Here is a 16097-nt window from a genome sequence, read left to right on the forward strand (position 1 = left end):
CCTAGACAAAAAAAGTCCTAACAGCTTTAAACTAGGACGGAAGCTTTACTTTTTTAATTTTTTGAAATACAAAAGTTGTAATTCTTTTATTTTAAGACCATTATGAATAACCCAAAGTGTCAACAACCTTTCTCCAAGAAACCCAAGAATTCTTCTCTGGTAGCCAATATAGGATTCCAAGTCTGTGCGACTTTCAAAACGGAATAAAACATCAAACCACCACGCCATAAATTCCTGATAAAGGGATGATTTCAGGATAAACATATTATTGGCATACATAACATTTCCATCGAGAACCTTATGCCAAGTGGAGATATATTCAGGATGACTCTCTGCCAGGATCTTCTCAATCAGCTCAAGATCGACGGCAGAATGGTACTTGTGGTAGTGTTTTTTTAAAGAATACCTAAAAACTCTCGCTCTCGGAAGGATAATATCATTTTCTTCAAGAATGCTCTCAGCTTCGTTCTGATTTAGAATCCAATCCGTGTACTTTTTGACATTATTGACATATATCAGGGGATTGGGGCCACGCTGGACTTTAAATGGATGCGTCAAAAAATACTTTAAGCGATAATACCAAGGCTCCTGACGACAGGTAAAATACCTCCTATAATGACAAAAACCTGTGATTTCTTGACTGGTGTTTTTCCACACCCAATAAATCCCGGTCAACTCGCTATAAAACTCATTCTTTGCAGAAATCTGAATACCGGTATCATCTCTCAAATATGGGAAGTCTTCTATCCCCTTTCCATTTCCGCAGAGTAAGGGTTCGTATATCCTACCCAGAGGCAGTATAGTGCCTGACTTATAGTAGAGAATATATAATTTTATCGATTCAAGCATTTCCATAGCTTTTTCAAGATCTCCCGATTCGAATTTAAAACCCGATTCCAATCAAATTTTATCCAACCCCTTCCAGAATTTCAAAAAGTAATATTTCAGCGGATTCGAGTATTTCAGTTGCTTCCAGGGCCGACTTGCATGCGGTCGATGCCAAACCGGAGCATTCATCAGCACCGTGTTTTCAAAGCCCAATTCAATTGATTTTTTCGAAATAAACGTGTCGTACCAATCCTTGGCTGCATCCAAGCCCATGAAATCATAGCTTTTTAAAAAATCCAACGTGAACAACGTGCAACAAAAACTCAGGCTCCGTTGTGTATGAATTACCGGTTGTTTTACGCCTTTAAATTTCAAGTAAGGAAAATTAACCACTCCTGCTTCATCCACAGTGACGGATCCAACGAGCCCGGATTTTGCATTTTTTCTTTGCTGAGAAAGCAAACTGGAAATCGTGTCCGGCTTCACAACTACATCTGATTCGATTACCAAAAGCGGAAATCCTGCTTCCAGAGCTATCTTTTGAGCAGTTTGCAAAACCAATTTATAATTTGGCGAAGGATGATCGGTCAGCTCTTCAATGTGAATCAGTTCGTAGCCAATTTTGGATTTATGTTCCTCGAGGCTGGCTTTCGTTTCATCAGTGCTGAAATCATTAAAAATAATATGTCGGACCGAAACGTCTGAGGCGGCAATTGCTCTAGCCGTATCTAATGTCGTTTCGATCGAATTTTTCACCGGAGTGATCACCAGTACTTCAGCCATGAATTGTGATTTTGGTCAAAATTAATCCTTTCTGTCAAGGCAAAAAAATAGCCCGAACTTTCATCCGGGCCAGTTCTTATTTCAGGTTGGAATTAGGCAAGTTCGCCTAAGGCCTTTTTAATTCTTTTCATCGCTTCTACCAATTCCTCATCGGAAGCAGCATAAGACAAACGAATACAGCTTGGTGCCCCAAATGCCTCTCCAGTCACCAAAGAAACATTTGCGATAGCCAACAAGTACAGGCAAAGATCGTCAGCAGTTTTCACATCATAGCCGTGTGCGGACTTGCCAAAGAAGGCACTCACATCGGGGAAAAAGTAGAAAGCTCCTTCGGGTACATGAGTTTTGATTCCGGGAATATCTTGGATCAAGCCCAAAACCAAATTTCTCCTTCTGAGATAGGCTTCTGCCATGGCTTTTGAGGGAGCTTGATCGCCGGAAATCCCAGCCAATGCAGCACGCTGAGCGATGCCTGTTCCTCCTGAGGTGAATTGACCCTGGATTTTTTCGCAAGCTTTGGCAATTTCCAGTGGAGCGCAGATGTAGCCCACTCTCCAACCTGTCATGGCATAGCCCTTAGAAAAGCCATTTACTGTGATCGTGCGCTCAAACATACCCGGAAAAGAAGCAATGCTGTAGTTTCTACCCACAAAGTTGATCAGTTCGTAGATCTCATCTGCAATCACCATCATGCTTGGATGCTTCTTGACCACTTCGGCTATCGCTTCCAATTCCTCCTTGGAGAAAACAGAACCGGTAGGGTTACACGGTGAAGAATAGATCACTGCTTTGGTTTTAGGCGTTACAGCTGCTTCCAATTGTGCAGCTGTCGCTTTGAAGTTATTTTCCAAAGTTCCTTCGATCAGGATGGGAACTCCGCCTGCCAACTTGATAATTTCGGCATAACTCACCCAATACGGAGAAAAAATTACCACTTCATCGCCTTCGTTGATCAGGCACATGAACACATTGGCGATCGAGTGCTTTGCTCCGGTGGAAACGACAATGTTTTCTGCTTTTGCAGCCGTGATTTCGTTTTCTTCTCTAAGCTTCTTCGCGATCGCTTCTCTCAGATCCTGATAGCCTGCCACAGGCGAGTAAGAAAAGTATTTTCCTTCATCAATTGCAGCTTTTGCTGCATCCTGAATGTGTTGAGGCGTCTTAAAATCCGGCTCGCCCAAGCTCAGGCTGATGATGTCAATACCTTGAGATTTCAGTTCCCGGGCTTTTTTTGCCATGGCCAGGGTGGCTGACTCTTCCATATTCAGTACTCGGTCTGATAGAATAGAATTCATTTTTTGTGGGATTTTTTTACAAATTCCTCAAAAATAGGCAGAAGATTATAAAATCTAAACAATCCGGCAAAATTGATGCTTTAATGTTATTTTTGGATAAAATAGTTGGCAATAACTACCGTTTTTCATTCTATGAGCAGGAGATTAACTGTTTTACTAATCCTAATATTTGTTTCCGGCAAAATGGCTTTTGCCCAAAAGAAAAACACGGGAGAAAAATCCGATCCTGATTCTACAGGTGTGGTCAATTCCGCACTATTACCTTCCGTTGCTCCCTTGCTACTTTTTGACGAGGAAAAAGAAAAAGAAGAGAAGAAGCAAAAAAAGAAAAAGGCCAAGAAAAATATCTGGTTAGGGATCAAGACTCAAAAGGGCTTTACCCGGCGGGAACTGAGAGGTCAGTCTTATTATGAATACTTCAACTACACAGATGCCGAACGAAATCCCGATCCCTACATCCGGGATGTGTACTGGTATGATTCCAAAGAAAGAAGTATCAAAACTTCAGGTTATTCAAAAGGAAACGGATACTTGCTTCATGGGCCCTATGAACGGATAGTAAACGAGACCGTAGTCGAAAGCGGAATGTTTTATTACGGTACAAAACACAAGACTTGGATGCTGTTTGATGACAAAAACGTGCTTCAGGATAAAAATCACTTTTCAGAAGGTTGGCCTCGTGAATCGCGAATCTCTTATTACAACCAAGCCTCAAAATCAATAGAAGAAATCATCCCTATCCAGTACAGCCTGGCAGAAGGGAATTATTTTTACTTCCACGAGGATCAACAGATCGCTGTCACAGGTGAATATAAATACGGTGAAAAGGTAGGGTTATGGACCGAATATTGGGATACAAATAATACAAAAGCAATCCGAAAACGGGAGATCCAATATCAGGAAAAACCTTATACAAAAAATTTTCGCCCGTACATACGAGCGGAATGGGATAAAGACGGCAATCTGGTTTATCGCAAAGGCAATTGATTATTTTTCCCGGAATTTAAACTGTTGCCCTCCTACAGAAGCTTCATACATCAAGCCTTTTTTGGTTCTGGTGAAGACAGCAACTCCTTCGATATATTCGGCATTTAACGAAGCTCCGGATGCCGCAGCAACAGCTGATACCTGTGCAGCCATTTCGATTTTACCCTCTTTGAATCGGTCAAAGGCTTCTTTGGTTTGAAAAAAAACCACCTCACTATAGGCCTGACCACCTGCCTGAAATCCGATGGTCAATTGGGTCATTCGAGCAAATCCAATATGAGTCCCTTGTTCAAAAGCAACACCATTTCCTGCTGCGCCGCCGATTCCAAATCCACCTTTCCCAACATTAGGAAGAATGATGTATCCATAGGAATCCTCAAAAAAGGAATTCATATCCGGATCATCTTTAAGGAAAGCCACTTTGGCGGCTTCTGAATCTGCTATTATTTTTTCATCCTTTTCTTCCGTTTGGGCAAAAGAATAACTAACCGCAAAGCCAAGCAGTATAGCAATAAGTATTTTTTTCATGATAATTGGTTTAGTAAAATGCGTCTTCGAAGTGCCTGAAATTAACCGTTCCACTTCGATCTCTGTAAACGCCCACAATGTCAAAACGGATGTCTTTGTGCCAATCTTTTTCATAAATGTAATGGTCGGCCGCCTTGACCAAAAGCTTCTTTTTGGTAGCATCCACAAACTCCTCCGCATAGCCAAAACCCGTTCCTGACCGGAATTTCACCTCAATAAAAATCAGCAATCCCTTGTGCTGCATCACCAAGTCAATTTCCGCATGCTGGTGTCGATAATTAGTATCAAGTAGTTCGTAACCCTTACTGACCAACCAGTCTGCGGCTAGTTGCTCGGCCAGTCTTCCGGTATCATTATGTTCAGCCATGGTTTATTTGATTAATTTTGAAAAATCGAAAGAACGCTCCAGCAATTCAAGCTGTTAAAAGTGAGTTCCGAAAGGAAATCAGATGAACGAAAATATCAATAAAACCGTAAAATTCCGAGATCTCGGCCACATGGATTACCAAGAGGCTTGGGATTATCAAGAGTCAATATTTGCAGAAACGGTAGCTCTCAAAATCAAAAACCGGAATCTTCCATCAGAAGAACAGGTCGACACACCCAATTTTCTGTTTTTTGTCGAGCATCCGCATGTCTATACCTTGGGGAAAAGCGGAAAACCTGAAAACCTGCTTTTGGATGAATCGGGACTGGAAAAGCATCAAGCTACTTATTACAAAATCAATCGGGGCGGTGACATCACCTATCACGGACCGGGGCAATTGGTGGGTTATCCAATTCTGGATCTCGACAATTTCTTCACTGATATCCACAAATACCTTCGACTGTTGGAGGAAGCGATCATTCTGACTTTAGCCGATTACGGAGTGGAAGCCGGGAGAATAGATGGATTGACTGGAGTTTGGCTAGATCATGTCAAGCAGGAAAATCCGCGAAAAATTTGCGCCATGGGCGTGAAGTCCAGCCGCTGGGTGACGATGCATGGTTTTGCGTTTAACCTGAACGTGGACCTCAGCTACTTTGGTCATATCATTCCCTGCGGAATCGACGACAAAGCCGTGACTTCGCTTCATTTAGAATTGGGAAAGTCGGTAGATGAAAGAGACGCCAAAAACAGGGTCAAAAAACACCTAGCCGAACTTTTTGAAATGGAGATAATTTAAAAGAGATATGCTACGCGAAATAAATAGAGATATGCTGCGCAAAATAGATGGAAATACGCTTCGCGCCTGCCTGCCGGAGGTAGGAGATAGATGGAGATAAGAGATATGCTGCGCGAAATAACATAGAGATAAACTGGGCGCTGCCTACTAGAGGTATTAGATAAATGGAGATAGGTTTAGTGAGATAATTAGAGATAGATTTATAGTAGAAAAATGAAAAAAGACATCGATTTTTCGCCGGTAACAGGAGTAAAACTGGCCATCGCAAAAAGCGAAACCCCAAACGGCATTGAGTGGAATGTCTACATTATCAATCTGAATCTGATCGAATTGAAAACTATCATGATCACTTCCAAAGGTTACGGAATTCTGGATGGAGAAAAAAGACAGACTTCCACGCTCCGTCACATGATCGAGGAACTTGGGCCAGAATCTATTGCTAAAGTAGAATCCATTGATCCGGCTGTCTTTAATTTGACTAATGAATTTTGGGTTAGCTATTACATTCTGGATCAGATTTTTGACAAAAAGTTTATCTTTACTCCGGGCAGTTTTGATCCTGCCAACCTCCACAGAATCCCTGAACTGGGGTTGGAGGGTATCCTTCACAGCTAAACTTTGACCAAATGGCGGACTTTTTTGATCATCTCAGCGACATTTTATTTTTAGATATTGAGACTGCTTCCCTGACTGAAAAATTTGAGGAGCTTGATCCCCGGCTTCAGGAAGAATGGATCAAAAAAGAACGCTTGATCCGAATGGACAACTCCGAAGAAGTCGAACCCGGCTCCTTGTACTTTGATCGGGCGGGAATTCACGGGGAATTTGGCCGGGTCATTTGCGTCGGAGTCGGTTTTTTCCAATCCAAAAAGAAGGATAAAAAACTGGTCTTCCGATCCAAGATATTCGGAGATTCCGAAGAGCGGGAACTTCTTTTGGCATTAAAAGACTTATTAGACAAGAAAAAGTGGCTGCTTTGCGCACACAACGGAAAAGAATTTGATTTCCCCTATCTCTGCCGGAGAATGCTGATTCAGGGAATCCCTCTGCCTGAACCGCTTCTGATAGCCGGCAAAAAACCTTGGGAAGTGCGTCATTTGGACACCATGGAACTGTGGAAATTTGGCGATTACAAGCATTATACCCGCTTGGAGCTATTAGCGGCGGTTTTCGGAATACCGACCTCGAAGGACGGAATCGATGGAAGTCAGGTCAACACGGTTTTTTATCACGAAAATGACCTCGGAAAAATCAAAAAATACTGCCTCCGGGATGTAGAAGTGACTGCACGCATCTACATGGCCATGCATCCACAATCCGATGAATTGGAAATTGAAATCGTCCATTCAGAAGAATCAAAAAAAGATCACAAAGATTAATGACGAAGGCGTCTAAATCTTTTTACATTGAATAAAAACACCCCAAATCATGGGAAGAAAACCAGAACGAAAAAACTCAAAAAATAAAATTAGAAGACCATCCGATGATGCCGCAAACTTGGCACGTCGAATACTCCAATTTTTAGACTCCAACTATGGAGAAGAATTCAACTCCAAACAGATTACCAAAAAGCTGGAAATCCGCGACTCCCTACTAAAAGGCGGGGTCGAACCGATTCTCCAGCAACTTGTTGATTCCGGAGCTGTATCCAAAAATTCACGAAACTATTTCAGCTCAACCAAAGATCCTTCCTTCATCACAGGAACCGTGGATTTTGTAAATCCCCGATTTGCATTTATTATCCCAGACAACCCAGAGGTCGCAGAAGGCGATATTTTGGTCAAAGATGCCGACCTCAAGCAGGCGCTTGATGGAGATAAAGTTCGGGTGATGCTTTTTCCATTGAAAGGAAAGACCGGCCGGACAGAAGGGCGAGTGCTTGAAGTCATGGAACGGAGCCGAGACGAATTCGTCGGGCGGGTGGAGATTTCCCCCCGCTTTGCTTTCGTAGTACCGGATTTCAAAAAAATGCACAAGGATATCTTCGTGCATCGTGGCGAACTCATGGGTGCTGAGCACAATGAAAAAGTAATCGTCAAACTCACCGAATGGCGGGAAGATGATAAAAATCCTACCGGCAAAGTCATCCGGGTCCTTGGGAAAGCCGGATTGCACGAAGTGGAAATCCACTCCATCATGGCGGAGTTCGGGCTTCCGTTCGAGTATCCTCAGGAGCCGGACGCTGAGGCAAATGAGATCTCAGAAAAGATCACAGAAAAGGAAATCAAAGCCCGAAAGGACTTCAGAGATGTACTGACCTTCACGATTGATCCCGCTGATGCCAAGGATTTTGATGACGCGATTTCCTATCGCGAGTTGGAAAACGGCAACTTGGAAGTTGGGGTTCACATCGCTGATGTGACGCATTATGTAAAGCCAAAGACTGCTTTGGAAAAAGAAGCCTTCAACCGGGCCACTTCGGTTTACTTGGTAGATCGGACGATTCCGATGCTTCCGGAGCGATTGAGTAATGGACTTTGCTCCCTTCGACCAAACGAAGACAAATTAACTTTTGCATGCGTATTTGAACTGGATCGGAATGCGAACGTACTCAAGCATTGGATTGGGAGAACCGTCATCCATTCTGACCGAAGATTCGCTTACGAAGAAGCTCAGGAATGCATCGACAATCAAGCCGGAGACTTCTTTGAAGAATTGACTTTGCTCAATAACTTGGCAAAAATGGTCCGAAAGAAGCGGTTTGATCAGGGTGCGGTAAACTTTGAAACCGTCGAAGTCAAATTCAAATTGGACGAGGCCGGTAAGCCACTTGGACTTTTTGTCAAAGAGCGAAAAGACATTCACAAGCTGATCGAGGAGTTCATGCTTTTGGCCAATAAGTATGTGGCTGAATTCATTTTCAAGAAAAATAATGGCATGGATACCTTCGTGTACCGTACACACGACAGCCCGGATTTGGATCGATTGGAGACTTTCTCCGGCTTTGCAAAGCGCTTTGGTCATCAAATGGATGTGACCAATGTCCAGAAAATTTCCACAGCACTAAATAAACTGATGGACGAAATCCAAGGTAAGCCTGAGCAAAATGTCTTGGAGCAATTGGCGATTCGCAGTATGGCCAAAGCCAAATACACTACGGAGCCGAAAGGTCACTTTGGGTTGGCCTTCGCACATTACACCCACTTCACCTCCCCGATTCGTCGCTATCCGGATATGATGGTTCATCGACTTTTGGAACATTATCTCGATGGAGGCAAATCTCCTGAAGCTGAGTCGTGGGAACAAAAGTGTCTTCATTCCTCAGAGCGTGAAAAGCGAGCTGCCGATGCAGAACGCGCTTCCATCAAGTACAAGCAGGTGGAATTTATGTCTCTTGCCGAGCAGAAGGATTACGATGGTATTGTCGCCGGCGTGACCGAGTGGGGAGTTTTCGTAGAAATCACCGAAACCAAATGCGAGGGAATGATCCGAGTTCAGGATATGGATGACGATTACTATGAATTCGACCAGAGAAATATGCGACTGATTGGCAGCAAAAATAAAAAAATGATCACTTTGGGAGACAAAGTGATGGTCAGAGTGGTTAAAACCGACATTGACCGAAGAACTATCGATTTGGAATTTGCAGATAATGACAGAAAAAAGCCTCGCTCACGCCCTTTTAATTAAGCTTGAGGATCATATTACCTCCCACAGTTACGGAGAATCACCCCGGGAACTTTACGAACCCATAACTTACATCATGAGCCTTGGAGGGAAGCGGATCAGACCGCTTCTTTCGCTTTTGGGGTATGGACTTTATGGAAAAAATCCAGCCGAAATCCTCAGTCAGGCAGCCGCAGTCGAAGTGTTTCACAATTTCACCCTGATGCATGATGACATCATGGATCAGGCACCACTGCGAAGAGGCAAAGCTACTGTTCATGAAAAATGGAATGCAAATATTGCTATCCTTTCGGGAGACGTCATGCTCGTAAGAGCCTATGATTTGCTTTTGGGGACAGATCCAAAATTGCTTCCTGAAGTCATCCGTTTGTTCAACAAGACAGCAGCAGAAGTTTGCGAGGGACAGCAATTCGATATGAACTTCGAAGCCTACGAAACGGTACATGAAGAAGAATACCTCAACATGATCCGTCTCAAAACTGCGGTTTTGTTGGGTTTTGCTTTGCAGCTCGGAGCAATTTTAGCCGGTGCAGAAAAAGGGGACGCGGATAAACTTTATGAGTTTGGAGTTGATATTGGAATTGGTTTTCAACTAAAAGATGATTTGTTGGACGTATTTGCCGATCAGGCCAAGTTTGGAAAGCAGGTCGGTGGAGACATCATTTCGAATAAAAAGACATTCCTTTTGATCAAAGCATTGGAGCTTGCCAAAGGAAAAGATGCAGAAGAGTTGAATTATTGGCTGGCGCTAAAAGAATTTGGCAAAGCAGAAAAAGTAACTGCCGTCAGAGCACTTTATGAAAAACTGGGAATCAAATCGCTTACCGAGGCGAAGATGAATTCCTATTTCGATGCCGGATTTGCGCAGCTGGAAAGCATTCATTTTTCCAATCCGGAATATTACCAAGCACTCTACGCCATCACTCAAGACCTGATCCACCGGGAAAAATAAGCCATGGAATTATCGCTGACAGTTATCATTATCGCAATCACTGCGATCACGAGTATTCTTGCATTTAACCGCCCTGAGATGATGGACCGGTGGATGTTTATGCCCTATCGGATCAAGCATCGCAACCAGTGGGATCGATTTGTCCTTTCGGGTTTTATCCACAAGGATTACATGCATTTGCTTTTCAACATGTTCACTTTTTACTTCTTTGGAGGCGTGGTGGAAATGTTCCTGCGGTACAAGTTTGGCGTGTTACTGGGGGGAGTGCTGTTTGTGATTTTCTACATTTTAGGGATAGTCATTTCTGATTTACCCACTTACAAAAAGCACCAAGATGACAGTTATTACCGGGCTTTGGGTGCATCGGGGGGAACGGCCGCAACTGTTTTTGCAAGTATAATTTTGATGCCCTTGTCGGACATCTGCTTCTTCGGGATCATTTGTCTGCCGGGATTCATTCTAGGCGTTCTTTTCCTGATCTATTCTTATGTCAAAGGAAAACAGGGAGGGGACAACATCAACCACGATGCACACCTGTACGGGGCGATATTTGGTATCATCTTTATCCTAATTCTTTCGCCTTCCAGTGCAATGATGTTTGTGGAGCAGATTAAGGATTTTAGGTTGTTTTAAAAGAAAAAGACCTAGCAGGTCTGAACGATTATTTTTTAATCATCTTCCCGAGCATTTCTTTCAGGTGCTTTGCTTCTATTTCGACCTCAACTAGTTTTTTTTGGAAAGGGTCAATCGACTGCTCGTTTGGCTAGTCTGAGGTGGTTTAGGCTGGTGGAATCCCCCTGAAAGCCGAATATTTAGATTGTAATCGAAAAATTAGGCCTTTTTTTTAGATTGTAATCGAAAAATTAAGCATTTTTAAATTCCAATTTACAGAAATGATCAAACGCAAACTATCAGAAAAGCTAATCCAAAGCTGTTTCAAAGGTAAAATAATCATCCTTTTGGGAGCTCGGCAGGTCGGCAAGACCACCTTATTGAAAGAATTGGTAAAAGAGATCAATTCACCTTATACCTGGTTCAACGCAGATGAAGCAGATATTTTGGAAGCTTTTACTTCTGCCGTGACAAGTACCCAATTGATTCACCTGATTGGTTCAGATTCGAGATTAGTGATCATTGATGAAGCCCAACAAATTCCTGATATCGGAAAGAAACTAAAGCTAATTTATGACAATCGACCTGACATTCAGCTGATTGTGACAGGCTCCTCTGCATTTGATCTTCAAGATCAAACTTCAGAGCCACTTACTGGCAGGAAGAGAACCTTTCATCTCTATCCAATTAGTTATTTGGAAACAGAAAATCTCACTTCTGCTTTGGAGGCCAAACGATTGTTGGACACTCGTCTCATGTTTGGATTTTATCCTGATGTAGTCAATAATCCAGGAAAAGAAAAAGAACTTCTGATCGAAATAGCCCAAAGCTATCTCTACAAAGATGTACTGAGGTTGGACGGCATCCGCAAACCAAGCCATCTGGAAAAACTATTAAAGGCTCTGGCATTTCAAGTGGGCAGTGAGGTAAGCTATAATGAATTAGCCCAAATCATCGGAAACATTGATACCGCAACCGTGGAGAAGTATCTGGATTTATTAGAGAAGGCCTTCGTCATTTTCAAACTTCCTGCCTTCAACCGGAATTTGAGAAATGAAATCAAAAAAGGGAAGAAATATTACTTCTTCGACAATGGCATCCGTAACGTACTGATCAATAATTTCACTTTGCCAGAAATGCGGGTAGATAAAGGTGCCTTATGGGAAAATTTCTTGATCTCAGAGCGGTTGAAAGCTAACACCTATGCCGGAAGATTTGTCAACAGCTACTTTTGGAGGACCCACGATCAGGCTGAGATTGATTACCTCGAGGAAACTGATGGAATCCTTCATGCATTTGAATTGAAATGGCAGGATAAAAAGGTCCGATTTCCTGCATCCTTCCTTCAGTCTTATCCCAATCATCAGACGAATGTCGTGAGTCGAAGTAACTTTGAGGGATTTGTCAGGTAGATCCAAATCGGATCTTTCAGTAGATCAGGTTTGAGTTTTTCCTACGTTCCGCCAGCTGGTTTTGGCTAGCAATCCTGATGGAATGGTAAGATCGGATTCTTTATAGTGTATGGTTCTGATGTAAAAAAAAGACCTTCGAGGTTTTTTAAAACCTCAAAGGTCTGAACTATCATTTTTTGATCATCTTCCCGAGCATTTCTTTCAGCTGTTGAAGTTCTTTTTCAGCTTCCGATAGATTTCTGGGGGGGGGGGGGGGGAAAAATTTATCCCATTTTCGGATAATAATTTTAGGACATCCAGGCCATATATTTCACCCATTTTTGCCAATTGAATCACAGAAGGCTGGGTTTTTCCACTCTCCATATTGGACAAAGTTTTTTGAGCAATGCCCAAAAGTTCCGCTACTTCGTGCTGACTCATCCGTTTGAATTCTCTCGCTCTCTTGAGATGATGACCTAGTTCCATAAGTTAAAAGTTAATTGGCTTAGTAAAAATTTACTGAATTTTAGTAAATACGGTATAGTCTTTACAATTCGTATTTTTCAAATTTATCCATTCATTTTAAACGACAAAATTTTATTTGAATTTTTATAAAAGTTTATGGAAAACTGTTTGATCATTTGCAAGAGATTACTGGAGTCACTTAAGGTACCATTCACCGGGAAATTCCTGAAGGAAAAGATACTCACCCATCCCCAGTATCCAAGCTTACTTTCCCTCTCAGATACCCTGGAGGAGTATGGAGTGGAATCTGTAGCAGCCAAGCTGGGTCCGGAGCGATTGGATGAGCTTCCTTCGCCGGGAATCGTGCAGGTATCGCTTGCTAATGGTACTTTCTTTAATGTGATCACGGCTGTTTCTGAAAATATGGTTTCCGTATTTGATGAAAAAGGAAAGCAAAAGGATATATCCCGGTTGGATTTCCTGAAGATGTGGACAGGCGTGAGTTTACTGGCAGAAGCCAAGGAAGATGCCGCCGAACCGGAAATCGGGCAAAAGATCCGTGATCGGCGGATCATTCGAGGTTTAGTAGCGCTGGGCGTAGTTAGCCTCTTATTATGGCTTGGACTTGGTCTAGTTGAGTATGGATCTTCAGGATTGTTCTTATTCTATTTTTTGCTCAAGTTTCTGGGATTGTCTATCTCGGGTATTCTGCTATGGCATCAGCAAGACAGGGAAAATCCTACTCTTCAGAAATTTTGTTCAGGCGGGAAGAGCGTAGATTGCAATTCCGTGCTGGATTCAAAGGTCTTCCAGCTATTGGATGGTCGAATTAATCCCGGTCTGGTGGCATTTGCTTATTTCTTTGCCGGTTTTGGATTATGGGTAAGCTTGGGTCTTTCCTCCTCGACTTTCTTAGGCTGGTTAAGTATGTCAACCATTCCGGTGGTGATCTACTCCTTTTATTATCAGGGGATGGTGATCAAGAAGTGGTGCAAGTTCTGCCTATTGATCCAGGCAATTCTAATACTAGAGGTCGTAACGGTTGTGGAAGGAGGATATTGGGAAATTGGACTTTCTATTTCTGCCATTAGCTTATTTCTTTTCCTGTTCACCGGGATCGTTTTGAGTGGGGTGTTGATAAAACCCATGCTACTAATCCAAGATGACTTGTTTAGGGCAAAGAGAGAACTGGCAAAACTTAAAAGCAATAAGAAACTTTTTCAAGCAGCACTTTCACAATCCAGAAAAATAAAAAACATACCTCAGGGACTTGGAATAGTAATGAGTGGAAAAAAGGCGAAACATCAAGTAATCAAGGTATGCAACCCCTACTGTGGACCTTGCTCTAAGGTACATCCGATATTGGAAAGTCTTTTTGAAACTGGAAATATTGATCTTCAGATCCTTTTTACACCTGGGAGCGGGGAAGAGCAAAAAGAAAAAACTATCCGACATCTCTTGGCTGTGGATAAGAAAGGTAATAAAGAATACACACGTAAAGCTTTGGACGATTGGTATGGGACTATGAAAAAGGACTATGAGAAATTTGCTACTAAGTATCCGATAAACGGAGAATTGAATCTTCAGGAAGAAATGGTAAAACTGATGGAGGATTGGTGTGAAAAAGAAGATATCGCTTACACCCCGACTCTTTTTATTGACGGCTATGAATTACCCAAGGAGTATCATGTGGAGGATTTGAAATACTTATTAGACTAATAATTCTTCCATATAAAAAATGGAATCAAAATATTCAATCGCGATGAATGGTCAGAGACTCTGGCTGACCTTAATGTCTGGGGAATGAGTAAACTTTAAAACCAAAAAAACAATGAAAAAATTAAGTCTAGGAAAATTGAAGCTCGCTTCCGAAGAGGTGCTTCAAAGAAGTCAATTGGCTAGCATTTATGGTGGGTCAGAATCTGGAGAGTTTAATTGTAGAAAGTGGAGCTGCAATTATGAAGAAGAATGTGATAGTCATTGTACGTGCGATAAACCTGATCCAAATAAATCTGGGGTTTGTGTTGATAAAATATAGTAAAATACATTTGGGCCGTTATTATAACGGCCCTTCATCCACTAAATTACATTTAAAATTAAGAAACTCAAAGAAAGTATTAATAGATGATGTTCTATAAAAACCTAGGATTAATGAAGCAATTTTTGTTTTTAATATTTATAAATATTTTATTTTCATGTCATAACAAAGATAATAAGGAAGTTTCAAAATTATTCTATTCTGTAGATACTTTAATTATCAATTCTGATGAAAGGATTTTTGATTTAGGCGGATTTATGATTACATCAGATTTAGATAAGGAAAAAAAATTATTTTACTTATATAATGATTTTGACCTTTCGATTGATCAGATAAGTTTTGATGAAGAAAAATTCATAGAAAAGTATTCGTTTGACCCTGAAGGACCAAACGGGGTAGGTACTCATTTGCTTGGTATACAGATTTTAAATGACAGTTTGTTTTTCCTCAAATCATTTAATAAATCTGCAATTGTCAATAAAAAAGGTTATGTGTGGCAAAGAATAAATTGGATGAAATCTACAAGCAAAAATATTGTTAATATCGGAAATATACCTAGGATAGAGATTGCAGTATATAAGAAAGATCTAATTGTATATGGATTAAAGTTTGATTATAAAAATAAACAAGTTTCACTAGCTAAATTATCTGTTGCTGAGAACCTAGAAAAACCTATCGATATAGATCCAAAAAATTCATTTGAAAATTACTTTTTGACTTACGAGGGAAGTAAATTTCTAGCTCCTCAAGTATTTATCTCTTCTCAAAATGGTTTTATAATGATTAGTCATGAATTTTCAAATGAAATTATTTTATTGGACAACAACGGAGATCTAAAAAAAATAGTTACCTATAAAAGTTCGATAATTCCTTCAAGAGCAGAAATCCCTACAATTAAAGACGGAGAAAAAGAGCAAATTAGTAAAATTTATCAAGGTATGTTGGAGCAGATTCGTTTTGAAGCTCCTGTTTGGGACGAGGTAGATAGGCGTTATTTTCGTCTATCATCGAAAAGGATTTTCGAACAATCTTCCAAAAATGAGAATGGACTATTATCAAAAAAATTAAATAATGAGGTTTTTTTATCTGTTCTTGATGAAAATTTTGAGTTAATTTCGGAATTGAAAATAAAAGAGCTCGCTGAAGAGCGTTATAAGTATTTTGCTAAAAATGGAAAACTTTGGGTATCACAAAATTTCTCAGATGAACTCGGTTTTTTGATTTTTAGCTTCAAAAATATAAAATAATTTTATCTGTTTTTGACTCAACTGAGGTTTTTGTTAGTGATATAAAGCGGGAAAATTAAAACCCAAGTACTTTGATTAGTAGAAACAATGAATTATGGTTCCTTGAAAGTCAAGATACTGATTTTGAAAATAAATTCTTTAATCTAATTTAAGTAAAATTAAAAAAGTAATATAAATT

At 41.0% G+C, this 16097-nt stretch carries 16 protein-coding genes; 10 read left to right on the forward strand and 6 right to left on the reverse strand.

Features of this window, described 5'->3' with window-relative positions:
- Positions 1 to 45 precede the first annotated feature (45 nt).
- From Q8M62_RS17865 to Q8M62_RS17875, 3 genes are all read right to left on the reverse strand, one after another.
- Positions 46 to 849 carry a DUF4422 domain-containing protein gene (locus tag Q8M62_RS17865; protein ID WP_304899015.1) on the reverse strand — a complete coding sequence of 268 codons (804 nt, stop codon included), beginning with the start codon at positions 847 to 849 and terminating at the stop codon, positions 46 to 48.
- Between the two features lie 51 nt (positions 850 to 900).
- Positions 901 to 1611 (reverse strand): glycosyltransferase family A protein, encoded by a 711-nt coding sequence (locus Q8M62_RS17870; protein ID WP_304899016.1) that lies wholly within the window; start codon positions 1609 to 1611, stop codon positions 901 to 903.
- A 92-nt stretch (positions 1612 to 1703) separates the two neighbouring features.
- Positions 1704 to 2906 (reverse strand): pyridoxal phosphate-dependent aminotransferase, encoded by a 1203-nt coding sequence (locus Q8M62_RS17875; RefSeq protein WP_304899017.1) that lies wholly within the window; start codon positions 2904 to 2906, stop codon positions 1704 to 1706.
- A 132-nt stretch (positions 2907 to 3038) separates the two neighbouring features.
- Here Q8M62_RS17875 and Q8M62_RS17880 point away from each other — a divergent pair, with 132 nt between their 5' ends.
- Positions 3039 to 3893 (forward strand): hypothetical protein, encoded by an 855-nt coding sequence (locus tag Q8M62_RS17880; RefSeq protein WP_304899018.1) that lies wholly within the window; start codon positions 3039 to 3041, stop codon positions 3891 to 3893.
- Here the strand turns inward: Q8M62_RS17880 and Q8M62_RS17885 are convergent, their stop codons facing one another.
- Positions 3894 to 4421, reverse strand: a complete 528-nt coding sequence (locus Q8M62_RS17885) for a YSC84-related protein (RefSeq protein ID WP_304899019.1) — start codon at positions 4419 to 4421, stop codon at positions 3894 to 3896.
- A gap of 10 nt (positions 4422 to 4431) precedes the next feature.
- Entirely contained in the window at positions 4432 to 4788 is a 357-nt protein-coding gene (locus Q8M62_RS17890) for a YraN family protein (protein ID WP_304899020.1), read from the reverse strand.
- Positions 4789 to 4870: 82 nt separating this feature from the next.
- Here Q8M62_RS17890 and lipB point away from each other — a divergent pair, with 82 nt between their 5' ends.
- From lipB to Q8M62_RS17925, 7 genes are all read left to right on the forward strand, one after another.
- Positions 4871 to 5587, forward strand: coding sequence for a lipoyl(octanoyl) transferase LipB (gene lipB / locus Q8M62_RS17895; RefSeq protein WP_304899021.1), 717 nt, complete (start codon positions 4871 to 4873; stop codon positions 5585 to 5587).
- A gap of 213 nt (positions 5588 to 5800) precedes the next feature.
- The gene (locus Q8M62_RS17900) at positions 5801 to 6202 is read left to right on the forward strand and encodes a hypothetical protein (RefSeq protein ID WP_304899022.1); all 402 of its coding nucleotides are present in this window, start codon (positions 5801 to 5803) and stop codon (positions 6200 to 6202) included.
- A gap of 11 nt (positions 6203 to 6213) precedes the next feature.
- Positions 6214 to 6966: a 3'-5' exonuclease gene (locus Q8M62_RS17905; RefSeq protein ID WP_304899023.1), complete on the forward strand. Its 753-nt coding sequence runs from the start codon at positions 6214 to 6216 to the stop codon at positions 6964 to 6966.
- 49 nt (positions 6967 to 7015) lie between these two features.
- On the forward strand, positions 7016 to 9217 hold the full coding sequence (gene rnr, locus Q8M62_RS17910) for a ribonuclease R (RefSeq protein WP_304899024.1): 2202 nt from the start codon (positions 7016 to 7018) through the stop codon (positions 9215 to 9217).
- Positions 9180 to 10166 (forward strand): polyprenyl synthetase family protein, encoded by a 987-nt coding sequence (locus Q8M62_RS17915; protein WP_304899025.1) that lies wholly within the window; start codon positions 9180 to 9182, stop codon positions 10164 to 10166. The genes rnr and Q8M62_RS17915 overlap by 38 nt, the downstream gene beginning before the upstream one ends.
- A gap of 3 nt (positions 10167 to 10169) precedes the next feature.
- Positions 10170 to 10799, forward strand: coding sequence for a rhomboid family intramembrane serine protease (locus Q8M62_RS17920; protein WP_304899026.1), 630 nt, complete (start codon positions 10170 to 10172; stop codon positions 10797 to 10799).
- Between the two features lie 260 nt (positions 10800 to 11059).
- The gene (locus Q8M62_RS17925; protein ID WP_304899027.1) at positions 11060 to 12190 is read left to right on the forward strand and encodes an ATP-binding protein; all 1131 of its coding nucleotides are present in this window, start codon (positions 11060 to 11062) and stop codon (positions 12188 to 12190) included.
- A gap of 201 nt (positions 12191 to 12391) precedes the next feature.
- On the opposite strand, the gene Q8M62_RS21595 is transcribed toward Q8M62_RS17925, so the two are convergent.
- A complete protein-coding gene (locus Q8M62_RS21595) occupies positions 12392 to 12655 on the reverse strand; it encodes a helix-turn-helix domain-containing protein (RefSeq protein ID WP_371134688.1) in 264 nt (87 codons plus the stop codon).
- 135 nt (positions 12656 to 12790) lie between these two features.
- Here Q8M62_RS21595 and Q8M62_RS17930 point away from each other — a divergent pair, with 135 nt between their 5' ends.
- The gene (locus Q8M62_RS17930) at positions 12791 to 14353 is read left to right on the forward strand and encodes a vitamin K epoxide reductase family protein (RefSeq protein WP_304899028.1); all 1563 of its coding nucleotides are present in this window, start codon (positions 12791 to 12793) and stop codon (positions 14351 to 14353) included.
- Between the two features lie 432 nt (positions 14354 to 14785).
- Complete coding sequence (locus tag Q8M62_RS17935; protein WP_304899029.1) at positions 14786 to 15919, forward strand: DUF4221 family protein; 1134 nt, start codon at positions 14786 to 14788, stop codon at positions 15917 to 15919.
- Positions 15920 to 16097 lie beyond the last annotated feature (178 nt).

Origin of the sequence: Algoriphagus sp. (assembly GCF_030694375.1) — a bacterium.
Classification (GTDB): domain Bacteria; phylum Bacteroidota; class Bacteroidia; order Cytophagales; family Cyclobacteriaceae; genus Algoriphagus.

Coding starts and splice junctions, on each gene's coding strand:
- Q8M62_RS17865 (WP_304899015.1), bottom strand. CDS start 849: ATGCTTGAATCGATAAAATTATATATTCTCTACTATAAGTCAGGCACT.
- Q8M62_RS17870 (WP_304899016.1), bottom strand. CDS start 1,611: ATGGCTGAAGTACTGGTGATCACTCCGGTGAAAAATTCGATCGAAACG.
- Q8M62_RS17875 (WP_304899017.1), bottom strand. CDS start 2,906: ATGAATTCTATTCTATCAGACCGAGTACTGAATATGGAAGAGTCAGCC.
- Q8M62_RS17880 (WP_304899018.1), top strand. CDS start 3,039: ATGAGCAGGAGATTAACTGTTTTACTAATCCTAATATTTGTTTCCGGC.
- Q8M62_RS17885 (WP_304899019.1), bottom strand. CDS start 4,421: ATGAAAAAAATACTTATTGCTATACTGCTTGGCTTTGCGGTTAGTTAT.
- Q8M62_RS17890 (WP_304899020.1), bottom strand. CDS start 4,788: ATGGCTGAACATAATGATACCGGAAGACTGGCCGAGCAACTAGCCGCA.
- lipB (WP_304899021.1), top strand. CDS start 4,871: ATGAACGAAAATATCAATAAAACCGTAAAATTCCGAGATCTCGGCCAC.
- Q8M62_RS17900 (WP_304899022.1), top strand. CDS start 5,801: ATGAAAAAAGACATCGATTTTTCGCCGGTAACAGGAGTAAAACTGGCC.
- Q8M62_RS17905 (WP_304899023.1), top strand. CDS start 6,214: ATGGCGGACTTTTTTGATCATCTCAGCGACATTTTATTTTTAGATATT.
- rnr (WP_304899024.1), top strand. CDS start 7,016: ATGGGAAGAAAACCAGAACGAAAAAACTCAAAAAATAAAATTAGAAGA.
- Q8M62_RS17915 (WP_304899025.1), top strand. CDS start 9,180: ATGACAGAAAAAAGCCTCGCTCACGCCCTTTTAATTAAGCTTGAGGAT.
- Q8M62_RS17920 (WP_304899026.1), top strand. CDS start 10,170: ATGGAATTATCGCTGACAGTTATCATTATCGCAATCACTGCGATCACG.
- Q8M62_RS17925 (WP_304899027.1), top strand. CDS start 11,060: ATGATCAAACGCAAACTATCAGAAAAGCTAATCCAAAGCTGTTTCAAA.
- Q8M62_RS21595 (WP_371134688.1), bottom strand. CDS start 12,655: ATGGAACTAGGTCATCATCTCAAGAGAGCGAGAGAATTCAAACGGATG.
- Q8M62_RS17930 (WP_304899028.1), top strand. CDS start 12,791: ATGGAAAACTGTTTGATCATTTGCAAGAGATTACTGGAGTCACTTAAG.
- Q8M62_RS17935 (WP_304899029.1), top strand. CDS start 14,786: ATGAAGCAATTTTTGTTTTTAATATTTATAAATATTTTATTTTCATGT.